Source organism: Natrialba aegyptia DSM 13077, from assembly GCF_000337535.1.
GTDB classification, from domain to species: Archaea; Halobacteriota; Halobacteria; order Halobacteriales; family Natrialbaceae; genus Natrialba; species Natrialba aegyptia.
This window is the reverse complement of sequence record NZ_AOIP01000031.1, coordinates 104,328-119,975: the sequence shown is the minus strand read 5'-3', so window position 1 is coordinate 119,975 and position 15,648 is coordinate 104,328. Positions and strand designations below refer to the sequence as shown.

Sequence of the window (15,648 nt, the reverse complement as noted above, 5' to 3'; positions counted from 1 at the left end):
TTACTCCGTGCGCGTGTTCGCCGCGGCGCGTTCGTCGAGTCGAATCCCGGTCTTCTTCAGGATCTGCGTCGAGAACAGCGAGTCCCAGTCCTCGTCGGTCACGTCCCAGAACTCGGCCATCGTCTCGCGAACCTGCTCGATACGACGCTGACTCTCGGCCTCGCTGCGGCCGTGGGTCATCGCGAAGAAGTTGTACGGCCAGACGCCGTCGTGGCGCGGGCGTTGGTAGCAGTGGGTGACGAAGGGGAGCGCGGCGATCTCGGGGCCGACTTCGGGGACGAGTTCGTCCGGGACGTTCCAGACGGTCATGCCGTTCTCGGTGTAGCCGAGCGCGTAGTGGTTGGGGACGACGCCGATGCGGCGGATCTTCCCCTCGCGTTCGAACCGCTTCGTCGTCTCGAGGACCCACTCGAGATCCTGCTCGATGGCGGCGGCCACGTCCGCGTACGGCGTGTCGGTGAGCGGGAGGCCATCCTGAATTTCGAGGACGAGGTCGCGTTCGGCGGGCGACAGCGTGGACTCGTCGCGCGGCGAGACGTCGGGACCCAGTTCCGTGAGGTCGATGCCGGCGTCGGTCGGATCGCCCGCGTCGGCCGGCGAAAGCGGACCGTCGACGTAGAACTTCGCCTCGACGCGGAACTCGTGCTGTTTGGGGAGGTTGTACGTCTCCTGTCCGGTTTCGTCCTCGATCGCGGCGAGCACTTCTTCGACGCGCGATTCCTCGGCGACTGAGACGACGAACCAGACGTTCAAGTGCGGGTGCTCGCGCTCGTAGTTGTGCGCGACCTCGCGGTGGTCGTTGACCCGCTCGACGATCTCGTCGAACCGGTCCTCGGGGGCGTGCATCGCGACGAGCGTCGCCGTGCCACCGATCTCCTGGGCGTTGACCAGCGGGCCGAACCGGGAGAGAACGCCGCGGTCGTCCAGGTCGCGAATCGTTTCGAGGAGTTCGGTCGAAGTGATGTCGACCCCGCGTTCGCGCACGGCCGCTGCGGCGGGTTCGAACGGCCGGTCGACGACGGGAAAGCCGCCCTGAAAGGCGTTGACGACGGCCCGTTCGCGGTCCGTGAGGTCGACCTCGGGTGTCATATGATGTACTCACGACTGGCGGTGCATAAGCCAATCGGGGTGATCGAACGACCGCTGGCGTACGTGTTCGGCCGGTTCAGTTATCGCTCTCGTTCCGGTGTCCGCGTCTCGTCCGCACGGTCGGCGGCGTGATTGCGACGCCGACTCGACTCTCGTTCGGTCCCAGCGGCGGTTGCATCCGTGCCGGAAAGGAGTTCATCAACCCGTCGTTCGAACGTCTCGTCATCGATCTCGCCGGCCATGTATCGCTCTCTGAGTGTCGCAACCCGACCGTCGGACGCGTCATCAGATCGTGCACCGTGACCGCCATCGCGTTCGTCCTCACCGCCTCTCAGTGCCAGCACGACCGCGATGGTCGGAACGGTGACGATGGCGAGACCGAGCAGTGCGGCGAGAACGCCGAGCATGGGGCTCCCGAGTTCCATCCCGACGGCGATACCCGCAAACACGATCCCGAGAACCATCGAAAGCCCGGTCAGAACGACCATGAGCCCGAGTACGGAAGCGAGCACCGCCGCCCACGCCGGCAGGTCGCGGAACCTGTCGGGTAGGTCCATACTATTGACATTTGTGACAGGGACGCATATACCTTCGGCTCCGGTCGGTTTCGACGACTCGGCGGAGCGCTGCACGTATCGCCCGTTACGGTGGTGAAAGTGCAGATCACCCGCGTTCGAGTTCAGGTTGAGTTCGGTTGCGGCGTTCGGTATCGGTCGCGCGTCGCGATTGCGGGCCGAGTTGTGCGGTGGCTTAGTCGGATCTGTCGGGGACCGGCGGGGCGACGCGACAGCCGCAGGGGCCGGCGATTGCCTCGGTCGGGCCGATCACGGTGGTCCGCAGGATGGGCGTGTCGCAGCGGGGACAGCGCCGCCGGTCGTCCGAACCGGCGCTGTCGTCTCGGTCGGCACTATTGTCCGAGCCGCTGTCCGTTCCGGCGGTCGACCGATCCGACGCGAACTCGTCGGTCATACCGACTGCCACCCCGTTGCTCTGGCTCTCTCGGAGAATAGCGCCGCTGCTCGCTGTTTGTGACGATGCATCAGGCGTGCGGGATGTTTATATCCCGTGAGAATGTACGCAATCATGGCTTCAGCCGCGATTGGAAGCCACGTCTCGGATGTTCCTGCATCCGGGGCACTTTCGTACCCTGTTATGGCTTCCGTCCTAATTGTTGATCGGTAATGATCTATATCTACCGCTGAGCGGCGGGAAGGATCCCGTTCTGCTCCTCAATTACTGTCTCACGCCGCAGAAGATCGACCGATCGCTTGGAGATACCGATTGTCGATTCCGGCTTCGTCCGTAAACGCACCGCTCAGGCGTTGGCAGATGTGCGCCGATTCGAGTTCGCAGATTGATGCGCGAACGCCGCGCCGGCGAAGCCGATCAACGCCGATTGGATTCCGAATCCGATCGTTTGTCCGGTAACCTGCAACAGAGACAGAGACAGAGGCATTCTCACCCCACCCAGCGCCGTTCCACCGTCGACCACCGACAGGACGACGACGGCGATAACCGGCAGCGCATACCCGATCACGCTACCGAGACCAACGACCAGTGCCAACCGACGAGCGTCCGCACTGAACTCGAGTTCAGCGCCGGCCCGGTAGCTGAGCGCGAAGATGCCGACGACGCCGAGGGCGAAGGTAGCGGCACCGACGACCGAATGGTACAGGATGAGCGTGTGGCTGACCGGCTCGAGTTGCGGGAACCACCACCAAGTGCCGTCGACGATCCGCTGGATTGCGTACGGCGGTGAGAGGTGGAGGAGCGAAACGACGAGACCGAGGATGCAAGAGCCGACGCCGCTCACGTATGAACCCATACGCAACGGTAGGATAGAACGGCACTAAAGTATCTTTGATCCTGATTGTATCGGAAGCTAACTGGAAACGGAGATCGATCCCGTCTACTTGCCTTCGACACCGGTCACGTCGAAGCCCAACGCCTCGATATCTGCGAGGATCGCCTCGTGGTCGGCGCTCGCCTCGTAGTAGATCACGATGTCGAAACTCCCCTCGCGGAGCAGTTGTTGGCACTCCCAGACGAACGCCTCGTCCTCCAGCGTGAGTCCCTGGTGCTGGTTCGAGGAGAAGTCCGTGTCGTCGTTGCCGGAGTAGACGTAGCAGTCCTGCGGATCGTATCCGGAATGCTCGGCGATTATGTCGCCGGCGTCGATCGTCGCCTGCATCATCTGTACGTCCTCGCTGCCGTCGTACTCGGTGTGAACGATCGCGCCGTTGAGTCGAACGTCACCCGGTTCGAGCAGCGCCTTGGTCCGCTGGTACAGATCGTCGTCGATCGCGTTAGCCATTGGCTGACTCGAGAACCTGCGGACAGATAGCCATCACGATTCAGTTGCAGCCCGCTCGATCGATATCGGACAGCCCCTGCAGTCGATCGTGCGTCAGAGCCACGGGCTCTCACTGTCGGAGAATACCACACAAGACACATAATCCTCGATACCGTCTCGTCAATCGATGAAGCGGTGGTTCCGTCAGCACGTCGATGCCGTCTACGAGCGGTTACTTTCCCGTGAAATCGCCGGTGCGCCGACCCACGTCGCGGTGATTCAGGATGGTAACCGGCGGTATGCGCGACAGAACGGCGGAGACGCCCACGACGGCCACCGCGCCGGTGCCGAGACGACCGAACGAGTTCTCGAGTGGTGCCAGGATATCGGCGTCGAAGAACTGACGCTGTATACCTTCTCGACGGAGAATTTCGAACGGGCGGACGAGGAAAACGAGGCGCTGTTCGACCTCCTCTGTGACAAACTGTACGAGTTCGCCGACGCCGACCGCGTCCACGACAACGACGTCTGTATTCGCGTCATCGGCGAAACGGAGATGCTCCCCGACCGGGTCCGAGACGCCGTCGACTACGCCGAGGGAAAAACGCAGGGCTACGACCAATTCGTCCTCAATATTGCGCTCGCCTACGGCGGTCGATCTCGACTGCTCGAAGCGACGCGGGGTGTCGCACACGATGTCGAGGCGGGTGAACTCGATCCCGACGAGATCGATGTCGAGACCATCGAACAGCGGCTGTACGATCAGCCGGTCCGGGACGTCGACCTGATCATTCGCACCGGCGGCGCCGAGCGCACGTCGAATTTCCTCCCCTGGCACGCAAACGGCAACGAGGCGGCCGTCTTTTTCTGTACGCCCTACTGGCCCGAGTTCTCGAAGGCGGACTTCCTGCGCGGGATTCGGACGTACGAACACCGCGCGGAATCCTGGCGTCGCACGCGAGCCCGACGAGCGCTCGCCCTCCTCGGAGCCGTCAGCGAGACGGAACTAACCGAAGCCCAATCGATCGTCAACCGGTTTCGCGACTCACTGCCGACGGGCGAGCGCCCGCACGAGGACGACATCGATGCGACGGCCGTTCGCGAATCGGACGACGCCAGCGGGACAGATGGGGACGGCCTCGATTCGAGTAGTCGCGCGGCTGACTGATCCGGAGACGTTTCGCCCGTCCATCCCCGGAGTTATCGCCGGAGAAGCGATGGATTACCGATGATACGTCAACTAGATAACCAGAAGTATTTTATTAATTAGTATGACAATAGTAGCTGAATGTCGTCTCGCAGTGCTCCCGTCGACGTCCAACGGTTCGTACGATTGACGGACGTGCCACTCGACGAGGCCTATACGCTCCTCGCGAACGTCCGGCTTCGTATCACACTCCACGTCCTCTCAGCGTGTGAAACGCCCGTTTCGGTCGACTGGTTGAGCGAGACGCTCGCCCAGTGGGACGACGACTCCCCCGAATCGATCGAGATCGAACTCGTCCACACTGTCCTGCCGAAACTCGAGGATTTCGGTATTCTCGAGTACGATGCACGCTCGGGTATCGTTCGAATGGATCAACCGGTCGTCGCGTTCGACCATCCACGCGCAGAAAGCCTGCTCGCTCCCGTCGACGAAACCCGTGACTCGACCGCCTCGACGCGGTCTGATTACGCGTACTGACCGCCCGGCGTGCCAAGCCAGCAAGTCGCGGAGAAACAGCCCGACGACTCAACGGCCGAACCGTCGCGACCGATTGCAGTACTCCCGAACCGCTCGCAGGAAGTCCCGCTTGCGAAAGTCCCGCCAATTGATGTCCGTAAAGTACAGCTCAGAGTACACCGACTGCCAGATCATAAAGTCCGAGAGGCGCTCTGCACCCGTTTTGATCACGAGATCCGGCTCCGACGGAAACACCAGATGGTTCTCGACGCGCTCGTCATCGATCGCCTCCGGGTCGAGCGAAGCGTCGTCAACGCGCTCTGCGAGCGTCCGGACCGCGCTCGTGAACTCGTGTTTGCCGCCGAGACCGATTCCGATCTGGATGGAGGCATCCGCCGGTGTCCGGTCGTCGGGGCCGCGGACCGCAACTTCGCGCGGGGCGTCGATCGTTTCGAGTTCACGACGGAGCGCCGGGACGGCCGCGGCGTCGAGGACGCTGACGTAGACGGTCACTCGAGTGGCGTACTCGAAGGCCCACTCGAAGAAGTCGACGAGCGTCTCGTAGGCGCCGCGTTCGAGGAGGTCCCGCTCGGTGATGACGAGTGCGATGTGCTCGGGTGGAGCGGCATCGTACTGGCGAATCCGACGGGCGAGATACCGTTCGTACAGTCCCACACGTTGGCTTCTTCGTGAGATGCCATACAGGTTACGGGACCGGTTGACGGCGGGACTCGTCCCAGATCACAGGTACAGGAACTGTCGCCGGTGAAACACGGGAAGAAGCGTGTTCGGGAACCTTCAAGTAACCGCCACAGAAAGACACCGATATCGTGACATCACCCGTTCGGCGAGCCGGCGTCTTCGCGGCCCTCAGTACGCTCTCGCTCGCCGTACCGCTTGCCGGGCCGGCGATTGCAACGGGCGTCGCGGCTGTCGTTCTGCTCGGTGCATTTCTCGTTACCGACGTTACCGGCCCGGCGTTCGAGGCGCTTGCCTACCCCGGCGACTACGAGGACGGTCGCCTCTACGGACTCATCACATTCGTCCTTTCGGCCGTCGTCCTTGGCCTTCTGGCGGTCGGATCGTCGATGCCGCTTTCTGTCTTCGTCGGGACCGTCGTCCTCGTCGGCTACGGCAACCTCGCCGAGCGACTCGTCCGCGCTCGGACGGCGGCGGGCACAGACGCAGACAGCGATACCGATACCAATACCGACAGCGACACTGACAACGAAATCGCCGCCGTCACCGGATTCTGCCTGGTCGCAACCGCCGCTGCCGTCGCCGGCCAGGCCGCCGTCTACGCCCTGACGAACGTCCCCATCGAGCCCCGACTCCCGACCGTCCTCTTTCTCGCCGCAAGCGGCGCGCTCCTCGCCGCCCTTCTCCGCGACGCCTTCCTGATCTACGACGACCCCGTCGTCATGCTCTCGGTCGGCCTCCTGCTCTGGCTGCTGGCCGAGCTCGGACCCGAACTCGGAGCGATCGAAATCGTCGGCGCACTCGCAGTGACCGTGGCGCTCGGCTACGTCTCCTACGCCCTCGATACCGCCTCCATCGCCGGCATGATCACCGGCATCCTCCTCGGCCTGTTGACGGTCGTTCTCGGCGACTACAACTGGTTCGTCGTCCTCATCGCTTTCTTCGGCATCGGCGGCCTCTCGACCAAGTTCCGCTACACCCGGAAGGAGGAACTCGGCGTCGCCGAGGAGAACAACGGCGCTCGCGGCAGCGGTAACGTCCTCGGCAACGCCGCCGTCGCCATCGCCGCCGTCCTCGGCTACGCCGCGAGTTCAACTGCCCTCCTGTCGATCAGCGCCGAACTCTTTCTCTTTGCCTTCGCCGGCTCCGTCGCAACCGCGATGAGCGACACGCTCTCGAGCGAGGTCGGGAGCGTCTTCGAGACGCCGCGATTGATCACGACGCTCGAGCCCGTCGATCCCGGCACCGACGGCGGCGTCACCTGGCAGGGCGAAGTTGCCGGTCTCCTTGGCGCAGCCATCGTCGCCGGCCTGAGCTACGTCCTCTTTCCCGTCGTCGATCCCATCGGCGCGGTGATCATCGTTGCAGCCGGTGTCGCCGGAATGACAGTGGATAGCCTACTGGGGGCGACCCTCGAAGGGTCGGTCCTCGGCAATCAGGGCGTCAACTTCCTCGCGACGTTAGCCGGTGCGCTCGTCTGTGCGCTGCTCATGATCCCGATCGCCGTGCTCGGGTGACCGCGAGAGATCGAAACCGCATCTCACAACGAGAACGGCAGCCAGAGTGACCCCTCCATCCGGACAGAAGAGTTCCGGACGGAGCAACGTCACCGGCTGCCGCCGCTATTACGAGACGAGCCTCCACAGTGACAGTACTACCAGGATGACGAGGATTCCGAGCGCAGTTACCCGCAGGGCACTCGCTACGTATCGGTGGTCCGTTGGGAGCAGTTCAGCGATCCCGGACATCCCCGTTGCGGCCCCGAGTACAAGCGTCGCGACTGTCCCGCTAGCATGTAGAAGTTCGAAATAGGCGTAGATACTGAAGAACGCGAGTGAACTTCCAAGCGATATGCGAGCCGCTTCCCACCCATTCGGCTCGGAAAACAGTTGCTTGAGTTCCATTACGAAACCTAGATGGGCAATTCTGAAGGCGAAATGATAAGTCTACCGTTCCGCTCCTGTTCTCGTCTGTCGCGATGATGCGTTGCCGCTGTACTGCTTTCCGATCCGTAATCGAGGCGGGAAACGAGAACGAGTACTCACGCCGACAATTGCAACTGCGATTACAACACGGAACCAACGCCAACACGCCGATACGCCACGCGTTTTCTCGCTCGGAATCTACGCCACCCGGTATATATACGCCCGGTCGAGACATCGGGTATGGGATCGAGACGTACATTCGTTCGGCGCGCGACTGCGGCCCTCGGCAGCCTCTCGTTGATCGGTCAGGCCGCCGGCAGCGACCGAACGCAATCGTCCGCACGGACTAGTCCGGCAAATACCGGCGCCAAGGGAACCGCGACACACACCGCCAGTCGGACCGACCGCTCGTCGGCCGGAACGACCCTCACCGCCAGCGCCAACCGCACCGCCCTCCAGGCCGCCCGCATTCCAACCCACCTCAAGCCGCTCATCGCCGAACTCGAACGGCGACTCGACGGCGTCTCACTCACCGATCTCGAGCACGCCACCGGCACTGCGACCGTTGCAGGTGCCACCCCCCTTGCGGGCGCGGCCGTCGTCACCGGCTCGCTCTCCCGACCCGCGCTCCGTGCGGAACTAACCGACCGCGAGTTCACCGCCGTTGCAGAGTCCGGGGACGGCCAGCCGTCCTCTCGGTCCGCCGAACGGTTCGTCGACGACGAGTTCGCCGTCGCGCTCGCGGACGGTGCGGTCGTCCTCGGCTACGACGCGCGGTCGGCGACCGGAACGAGAACGCAGTCACCCGCTCTCACCCACGTCGACGCGGCCCTCGAGAGTGGGGCAGGCGAGTCGTCGCTGTCAGCAACGGCAACGGCGTCCGCGTCGACGACCGCGTCGACGCCGACGGCAGCGACCCTCCCGCGCCGGACGACCGCCCACGAACTCGCAGGGACGCTCTCGGGAGACGTCGTCGGTGCCGGCACGCTCGATGGCCGAACTCGCGCCCTCCTCAAATACGCACTCGACGGGGCGTCAGAAACGGACGCACTGTTCTCCGTTATCGATGCAGCCGAGGCCATCGGAACCGCTGCGACGGTGCATTCGGCCGACCGAACGACGGCAACCTACGGCGTCGTCGCCGATCCGTCACAGCTATCGACCGACACCGTCGCAGCAGCGCTCGAAACGGACCGCGAGGACGCCGCTGCGCTCCGGAACGTCCGCGTCGAACGCGAGCGCGGCAGCCGCCTGTTCCGCGCCACCGCCACCGTCGACACCGAGACGGCCCTGCAGGCTCACGCCGCGACCATCGGTATCGAGCGCTGAACTCGACTGCAACAGCGACAACGGATAGTGACGGATGGAGGATGCGAAGGAACTCTTTCACAGCGCGTTGGGCCGTATATGGCCGGCACGTAATCTCGCCGTCCATCTTCGTCCGATAGAGTGGGATAGAACGTACGCAACCCGGAGAGCCACCACCGAGATCCTACTCCGGCGGTTCGGACGCGACGTCTTCTACCGCGTGAATCTGTACGCTCGTCGGTCGCTTCGTAAACTGCCCCAGCGACCGCGCGATAATCCGCTCGACGCCTCGATCGGCCGCCAGATCGAGCACCTGTTGACTGAGGATCCCATCTAACACGATCGTCGTCGGGACCGACTCCGACTTCGACTCTGGTTCTGACTCGAGTTCAGCGAGTTCGTCTCCCACTGAACTCGCGTCCGTTTCCGCGATGATATCGTTCTCGGCATCGAGAAACCGAACGCGGTCGGTGTCCGAGCGGATGATCGCCGTTGCGTGTTCGTATACCGTTTCGAGCGACTGGTCGTCGGCCGTCGCAGAGTCGGATTGGCGAGCGTGTGCGTTCGGGGCGGGCGGGGACGCCGTGTCGGCGTTGCCGTGTGTTTCGGCATCGTCCTCGGTCGTCGAGGGGTCGGTAGCCGTTGTGGGTTCGGCGAGTGTGTTCTCGGTTGTGTTCTGGGAACCGGCCGCCTTTGCGGACGAGGGAGGTCCAGATGTGTGGGAAGTGCCTTCGGCGGTGGTGTTGGATGCAGTATCAGTACCGCGGGGGGATTTGACGGGAGACTCGCTGTTGAGACCGGGGCCGGTATCAGATCCGGGGGCGGGAGCGGGACTCGTACTGCCGTCGGTTGCGGCGATGGCTTCGCGGGGTTCGTTGAGTCCTGAAACGGTATCATACGGGACCTTGTTCCGGAGGGCGGCGAACAGTTGGTGGTGGTCGAGTTCTTCGACGGAGGTGCCCGAGGGGGCGAAGGCGACGTAGTCGACGTCACCGACCTGTGAGAGTTCTTCGAGGATGAGGTCGCCGCCGCGGTCGCCGTCGAGGAACGCGGTGACGGTGCGGTGGGTCGTGAGGTCGGCGATGGGGTCGGGGACGTTCGTGCCTTCGACGGCGATGGCGTTTTTGACGCCGTACTTGAGCAGGGTAAGGACGTCAGAGCGGCCTTCGACGACGATGATGGCGTCGCTGTCGGTGACGCGTGGACCGGCGGGGAAGCCGTCGTATTCGGTGATGTCTTCGACGCGGACGTGTTGGCGCACCTCGGTGAGGATTTCTTCGGAGGACATGACGGAGTCGTCGAAGCCGGTCCGGAGCAGTTCCTTCGCGCGGTCGACGACTTCCTTGCGTTTGGCTGCCCGTACGTCTTCGATTTCGCTGACGTCGAGGGTTGCCCGGCAGGGGCCGACGCGAGTGATCGTTTCGAGCGAGGCGGCGAGCGTCGCGGTTTCGACTTTGTCCAGACTCGTCGCAATGGTGACGTTACCGTGGGATTGGCCCTGCGTGCTCGTGATTTCAACATCGATACGGCCGACTTTCTGTGATTGACGGAGATCGCGCAGATCGAGTTCGTCGCCGAGCAGGCCTTCGGTCTGCCCGAAGATAGCGCCGACGACGTCGCTGCGCTCGACGACCCCGTCAGCCGTGACGTCCGCGTGAATGAGGTATTTCGAGGTGTCTTCCATGGGAGATCTGCCCCGGTGTGGGGCGCGGTGACGCGAGAGACGCGTGCAGAGACCGGTTTACTGAATAATTGGTTCGTGAGCGGCAAATAGCTGTTGACATGCGAAACTGCTGTTCGGTCGGTTGGGGATCGAACGACGTGTCGGCTATCAGTACATAAAACATACGTAAATTGGCTATTTGTGTGCGGAACCGGCAAAGGGCGATCGTTCCGAGCCGGCCGGTCAGCGGACGGGACGGGGGGAGAACCAGTACCAGTAGGCCGTGACGGCGAGCAAGACGGTGAGCCCGCCGAGGAAAAAGAGTAGTCCCGGCGGCATGTTCGTCAGAAGGGGGTCCGTAACGTCGGTTGCGAATCCCTGCACGTGATCGACGATATCGGTCGCGAAATCGTGAACGTGATCGATGATCCCGTCGTTGCCTCCGGTGTCGCCGTGGGATGCGCCCGGATCGGACGTGTCGGTGCCGGTGGTGTTGTGCGAGTCGTTCGGAGTGGCGTCGGTACCGGTACCGCCGTCGGCCGCGTCGCTCGTTCCGTTCGAACCGGTAGTTCCGTTTGAATGATCGCCGTCGGTTCCTGCAATCTCGACGTCCGTATCATCGGCACCGCTACTGTTCGAATCAGTTCCGGCGCCGGCATCCGCATCACCGCTCGTCGACTCTGCTTGATTTCCACCCCCACTGCCGCTTCCCTGTTCGCCGGTCTCCCGGTCTGACCCCGTCGAATCACCTTGATCCGATGAAGCCGAATCGTCCGAACTCCAAAACGGTGCCGACTGCCCGCCGGTAGACGATGCTCCGGCCCACCGAGCCACGCCGTACTGAACGAGCAGGCTTCCGCCGGCGAGCGCGCCGACTCCGCCAATAAGGCGCGAGAGAGCCGTTTTGAGCCGCGAGCCGGTCGACTCGTCGCTCGTCACGATCAACGGTCCGTCGGTCGTGGCGTAGACGCTCATCTCGTTGCCGCGCGAGGAGTACCAGGTGTCGACAACCTCGACGAGACCGGCGTCCTCTAAGTTCTCGAGGTGGTACCGAACGTTCTGGATCGACGAATCGATCGCTTCGGCGATATCGCTCGGCGTTCCAGGCTCCCCATCGAGACAGGAGTAGATTTGGCGAGCCGTCGTCGAAGACAGCGCGCTGAATACCGCGTCAGCGTCCTCGCCCTCGAGATCGACGATTCGGGGTTGCCCGTCCTGGGCGGGTGTCTCGCTCCGGCGTGGAAACAGACGGGCCATATCGGTCGTATTCTCATTCTCTCGCCGACACATATACCCCTTTTCCTACGTGAAAGAGCGATTTCACCTACGAGAAAACGCAAGAGGGAGCCGACCTACCGTATCGAATACTATATGTCTTCAATACCGGCTGTCGAAGGAAAGTTATTACTCGATGAGGCTGCGACCAGCGGGTATGGGGTCTCTCGAACTCGCCGGCTGGATCGCGGTCGGCATCGTCCTCTGTGCGCTCGCAATTCCGTGGTTCCTGTGGGGGAACAGCACCGTCGTCGCCGGCTTGCCCGTATGGCTCTGGTGGCACGTTGGCTGGATGGGGCTCGCGTCGGTCGTCTTCCGGCAGTTCGCCCGCCGTGCGTGGGGACTCGGTATCGGCATTGAACCGGGACCGGATCCGAGTCCGAGTTCGAATTCGGGACCGGAATCAGAACGGACATCGAAACCAAAACCGGCCGACGCTGAACTCGAATCTGAGCGGCGAGGTGAGCCACCGTGACGCTGCCGGCACAACTCGGGATCGTCGTCGGCTATCTCGTGCTGGCGCTGCTGATCGGACTCAGCGCGTACCGACTGACGGAACGAACCGCGGCAGACTTCTACCTCGCGAGCCGAACGCTCGGAACGGTCGTTCTCCTCTTTACGACCTTTGCCACGCTACTCTCGGCGTTTACGTTCTTCGCCGGCCCGAACATCGCCTACCACGAAGGACCGGAGTGGATACTGGTCATGGGGCTGATGGACGGCATCATCTTCGCCATCCTCTGGTACGCCATCGGCTACAAACAGTGGCTCCTCGGCCAGCAGTACGACTACGTTACGCTGGGCGAGATGCTCGGCGATCGATTCGGCTCCGGGCTTCTTCGGGGCATTATCGCGGCCGTCAGTCTGCTCTGGCTCTTTCCGTACGTCATGCTTCAGCAGGTCGGTGCCGGCACGGCCCTGGAAACGCTGACCGACGGCGCGATACCGTACTGGGCGGGCGCAGGGCTGATCACGGCGTTTATGATCCTCTACGTCGTCCTCGCCGGGATGCGCGGGATCGCCTGGACCGACACCCTGCAGGGCGCGTTCATGCTCGTCGCCACCTGGATCGCGATGCTCTGGCTCCTGACTGTCGTCGGCGGACCGACCAGCGCCACGGCGGCACTCGAAACCGAGGCGGCCGCTCACGTCGCGCTCGGAAGCGACCACTACACGCCCCAATGGATGCTTTCGAGGGCGCTCGTGATCGGCTTCGGCGTCGCCATGTTCCCGCAGGTCAACCAGCGCTTTTTCGCCGCCGGCTCGCGGACCGTTCTGAAGCGATCGTTCGCGCTCTGGCCGATTCTCTGCGTGCTCCTGTTCGTCCCCTCGTTCATGATCGGCGCGTGGGCGCACGGTCTCGACGTGACGGTTCCGGCCGACGGAAACGTCTTCCCTATCGTCCTCACCGAGTTCACCCCAGGTTGGTTCGCCGCGCTGGTCATCGCCGGCGCGATGGCCGCGATGATGTCGTCCTCGGACTCGATGTTGCTGTCCGGCTCGTCGTACTTCACGCGGGATCTCTACCGCCCGCTCGCCGAGTTCAGCTCGCGCGACGTATCAGACCGGCGCGAAGATCTGCTCGCCCGTATCGGCGTCGTCGTCTTCGCGACGGCGGCGTTCCTCGTCAGCCTCGTGAACCCGGCAACGTTGTTCGAACTCGGCGATGCGGCCTTTAGCGGATTCGCCCAGCTCGCACTGCCGGTACTGGCCGCGCTCTACTGGCGGCGGACGACGCGAGCGGGGATCGGAGCCGGAATCCTCCTCAGTCAGGCGTTCTATCTGTTGAGTCACTTTGCGACGGTCGTTCCCGGCACGTACGCGGGATGGTCGGCCGGGGTCGTCGGCATGGCACTCGGACTGGCCGCGACCGTCGCGGTGTCGCTGGTGACGACGCCGGCGGCGGCCGAACGACGCGCGCTGTACTTCGATAGGAACGAGACCGGCGCGGAGTGACGAGAGCGACACACCGAAAGGACCCACCGCCGTATCCACGGGCGATGCCAACCGATCTCCCTGCAGCCCTTGCCGAAACCTGGCGACCGCTCGGCACTCGAACCGGACAAACCACCGTCCTGGTGGCGTCGATCACCGCCGAGACGACGCTGTACGAGCCGGCCGAGACGACGCCCGCCGCCTCGCTCGGTCCGAGCGACGTCCCGCTCCGATCGCTGTTCGCCGTTGATCTGTCGATTTCCCCGTCGCTGTCGACCGTCGGCATCGCGCCCGACGCTGCGCTCTCGAAAGCCGCGCCGAAGGCGAAAGCACAGTTCGCTGAAACCCTCAGGGATGAGGGACTGACGATCGAGGGCACCCGAGAGACGCTCGAGTTCGAGGGCCCGAACGGGAAGGCGGGCCGCTGGTACGTCCTCGACGTAGCCTATCCGATCCCCGCCTCGGCGAGCGATCGAGGCGACCGAAAGGGCGGTGACGGGGGCGAAACCAAAACCGAAACCAAAACCGAGTCCGGGAGCACGGACAACGCGACGGACGGCACCGGGCTCGCACACCTCGACGCCGAAGCCAACGTCGCCGTCTGGCCGACCGAAACGAGCTACGGCGTCGCCGGCGGCATCCTTCCGCTCGAATCGATCACCGTCGCAAGCGGGACCATCGAAACCGCTCCCGAACGGGACCGCGAGACGATTTCCGAACTCGTTCGGACCGTCGAGTTCAGCCGGGACGAAGACGAGGAAGAACACACCGACGACTAGTCAATGTGGATAGCCCTGTCGTACTAGGTGGTTCCGTCGCACCAGTGTGGTCCCGCCGGACACCAATACTGTTAGGGGCGAACCCACCCAAGTCGGGTCCATGCAAACGCACATCGTCCCGGTCGGCTTCGACTACGACCGGCTGATCGCCCCGCTCGTCCGCGATCAGATCGACGTCGACAGCGTCATCCTTCTCGAGGGAGCCGTCGGCAGCGAGGCCAACGTCGAGTACTCCCGGCACCTCTCGGAGAAACTCGAAACCGACTTTCGGAGCCTTCTGGGGGCCGAAACCGAACGGTTCGTGCTCGAAGACGTCTACGACTACGACGAAGCCTTCGAGCAGGCTTACAACCGCATCACCGCCGAACTCGACCGCGGCAACGAGGTCTGGGTCAACGTCGCCGCGATGCCCCGGACCGTGAGCTTCGCCTTCGCGACCGCCGCGAACTCGCTGATGGTCGAACGGGAGGACGACCGCGAGCAGATCCACACCTACTACACCGCCCCCGAGAAGTACCTCGAAACCGAACTCGCCGAGGAACTGCGCGAACAGATCGACCTCCTCGAAGCGATCGATGCCGACAGCGACGCCACCGACCTCGATGCAGAACGGCTTACAACCCGTCTCGAAAGCGCCCGTGACCTCCTTGACGAGTTCGACGAACGCGGCACGACGATCGGCGCGAAGGAGATCGGCGGCAGCCACATCGTCGAACTTCCCGTCACCTCCTTCTCGAACGTCAAACCGTTCGAGGAACTGATCCTCTACAAACTCGGCGAAGACGGCGAGTTCGACTCCGTCTCCGAACTCGCGGAGTCGCTGGCCCGCGAGTTAAACGAGGAGTACACCGATAGCTTCCGCTCGAAGGTCATCTACAACGTCGACCGACTCGGGCCGGGCGGCAAGGAGTACATCGAGCGCGAGGAACACGGGAAGTCCTACCGAACGCGCCTCTCCCGGATCGGCGAACTGTGGGTGCGGGCACACTCGGGGAACTCGGAGGCCCAGTGACCGCCGG

The 15,648-nt window shown here is 63.5% G+C and carries 17 protein-coding genes; 8 read left to right on the top strand and 9 right to left on the bottom strand.

Annotated features, from left to right (window positions below; all coding sequences use genetic code 11):
* The 5 genes from ahbB to C480_RS11710 form a co-directional block, all read right to left on the bottom strand.
* Entirely contained in the window at positions 1 to 1,089 is a 1,089-nt protein-coding gene (gene ahbB / locus C480_RS11730; RefSeq protein ID WP_006665829.1) for a siroheme decarboxylase subunit beta, read from the bottom strand.
* A gap of 80 nt (positions 1,090 to 1,169) precedes the next feature.
* Complete coding sequence (locus tag C480_RS11725) at positions 1,170 to 1,646, bottom strand: SHOCT domain-containing protein (protein ID WP_006665828.1); 477 nt, start codon at positions 1,644 to 1,646, stop codon at positions 1,170 to 1,172.
* Positions 1,647 to 1,839: 193 nt separating this feature from the next.
* Complete coding sequence (locus C480_RS11720; protein WP_006665827.1) at positions 1,840 to 2,058, bottom strand: hypothetical protein; 219 nt, start codon at positions 2,056 to 2,058, stop codon at positions 1,840 to 1,842.
* A 346-nt stretch (positions 2,059 to 2,404) separates the two neighbouring features.
* A complete protein-coding gene (locus C480_RS11715; RefSeq protein ID WP_006665826.1) occupies positions 2,405 to 2,914 on the bottom strand; it encodes a hypothetical protein in 510 nt (169 codons plus the stop codon).
* 84 nt (positions 2,915 to 2,998) lie between these two features.
* A complete protein-coding gene (locus C480_RS11710) occupies positions 2,999 to 3,403 on the bottom strand; it encodes a DUF5778 family protein (protein ID WP_006665825.1) in 405 nt (134 codons plus the stop codon).
* A gap of 166 nt (positions 3,404 to 3,569) precedes the next feature.
* Between C480_RS11710 and uppS the strand changes: the two genes are divergently transcribed.
* Positions 3,570 to 4,550 (top strand): polyprenyl diphosphate synthase, encoded by a 981-nt coding sequence (gene uppS, locus C480_RS11705; RefSeq protein ID WP_006665824.1) that lies wholly within the window; start codon positions 3,570 to 3,572, stop codon positions 4,548 to 4,550.
* 120 nt (positions 4,551 to 4,670) lie between these two features.
* Complete coding sequence (locus C480_RS11700; protein WP_006665823.1) at positions 4,671 to 5,066, top strand: DUF7344 domain-containing protein; 396 nt, start codon at positions 4,671 to 4,673, stop codon at positions 5,064 to 5,066.
* A gap of 48 nt (positions 5,067 to 5,114) precedes the next feature.
* On the opposite strand, the gene C480_RS11695 is transcribed toward C480_RS11700, so the two are convergent.
* Positions 5,115 to 5,720 carry an undecaprenyl diphosphate synthase family protein gene (locus C480_RS11695; RefSeq protein ID WP_006665822.1) on the bottom strand — a complete coding sequence of 202 codons (606 nt, stop codon included), beginning with the start codon at positions 5,718 to 5,720 and terminating at the stop codon, positions 5,115 to 5,117.
* Between the two features lie 155 nt (positions 5,721 to 5,875).
* Here C480_RS11695 and C480_RS11690 point away from each other — a divergent pair, with 155 nt between their 5' ends.
* Entirely contained in the window at positions 5,876 to 7,261 is a 1,386-nt protein-coding gene (locus C480_RS11690; RefSeq protein ID WP_006665821.1) for a DUF92 domain-containing protein, read from the top strand.
* Between the two features lie 108 nt (positions 7,262 to 7,369).
* Here C480_RS11690 and C480_RS11685 read toward each other — a convergent pair whose 3' ends face one another.
* Positions 7,370 to 7,648: a hypothetical protein gene (locus C480_RS11685; RefSeq protein WP_006665820.1), complete on the bottom strand. Its 279-nt coding sequence runs from the start codon at positions 7,646 to 7,648 to the stop codon at positions 7,370 to 7,372.
* A gap of 261 nt (positions 7,649 to 7,909) precedes the next feature.
* On the opposite strand from C480_RS11685, the gene C480_RS11680 reads away from it, so the two are divergent.
* Positions 7,910 to 8,998, top strand: coding sequence for a hypothetical protein (locus C480_RS11680; RefSeq protein WP_006665819.1), 1,089 nt, complete (start codon positions 7,910 to 7,912; stop codon positions 8,996 to 8,998).
* A 163-nt stretch (positions 8,999 to 9,161) separates the two neighbouring features.
* Here C480_RS11680 and dnaG read toward each other — a convergent pair whose 3' ends face one another.
* Positions 9,162 to 10,661, bottom strand: a complete 1,500-nt coding sequence (dnaG, locus tag C480_RS11675) for a DNA primase DnaG (RefSeq protein WP_006665818.1) — start codon at positions 10,659 to 10,661, stop codon at positions 9,162 to 9,164.
* 222 nt (positions 10,662 to 10,883) lie between these two features.
* Positions 10,884 to 11,897 carry an ArsR/SmtB family transcription factor gene (locus C480_RS11670; protein ID WP_006665817.1) on the bottom strand — a complete coding sequence of 338 codons (1,014 nt, stop codon included), beginning with the start codon at positions 11,895 to 11,897 and terminating at the stop codon, positions 10,884 to 10,886.
* A 175-nt stretch (positions 11,898 to 12,072) separates the two neighbouring features.
* On the opposite strand from C480_RS11670, the gene C480_RS11665 reads away from it, so the two are divergent.
* From C480_RS11665 to C480_RS11650, 4 genes are all read left to right on the top strand, one after another.
* Positions 12,073 to 12,390 (top strand): DUF3311 domain-containing protein, encoded by a 318-nt coding sequence (locus tag C480_RS11665; RefSeq protein WP_006665816.1) that lies wholly within the window; start codon positions 12,073 to 12,075, stop codon positions 12,388 to 12,390.
* Positions 12,387 to 13,871: a sodium:solute symporter family protein gene (locus tag C480_RS11660; RefSeq protein ID WP_006665815.1), complete on the top strand. Its 1,485-nt coding sequence runs from the start codon at positions 12,387 to 12,389 to the stop codon at positions 13,869 to 13,871. Before C480_RS11665 ends, C480_RS11660 begins: the two co-directional genes overlap by 4 nt.
* A 44-nt stretch (positions 13,872 to 13,915) precedes the next feature.
* Positions 13,916 to 14,629 (top strand): hypothetical protein, encoded by a 714-nt coding sequence (locus C480_RS11655; protein WP_006665814.1) that lies wholly within the window; start codon positions 13,916 to 13,918, stop codon positions 14,627 to 14,629.
* Positions 14,630 to 14,729: 100 nt separating this feature from the next.
* A complete protein-coding gene (locus C480_RS11650) occupies positions 14,730 to 15,641 on the top strand; it encodes an HFX_2341 family transcriptional regulator (RefSeq protein WP_006665813.1) in 912 nt (303 codons plus the stop codon).
* Positions 15,642 to 15,648 lie beyond the last annotated feature (7 nt).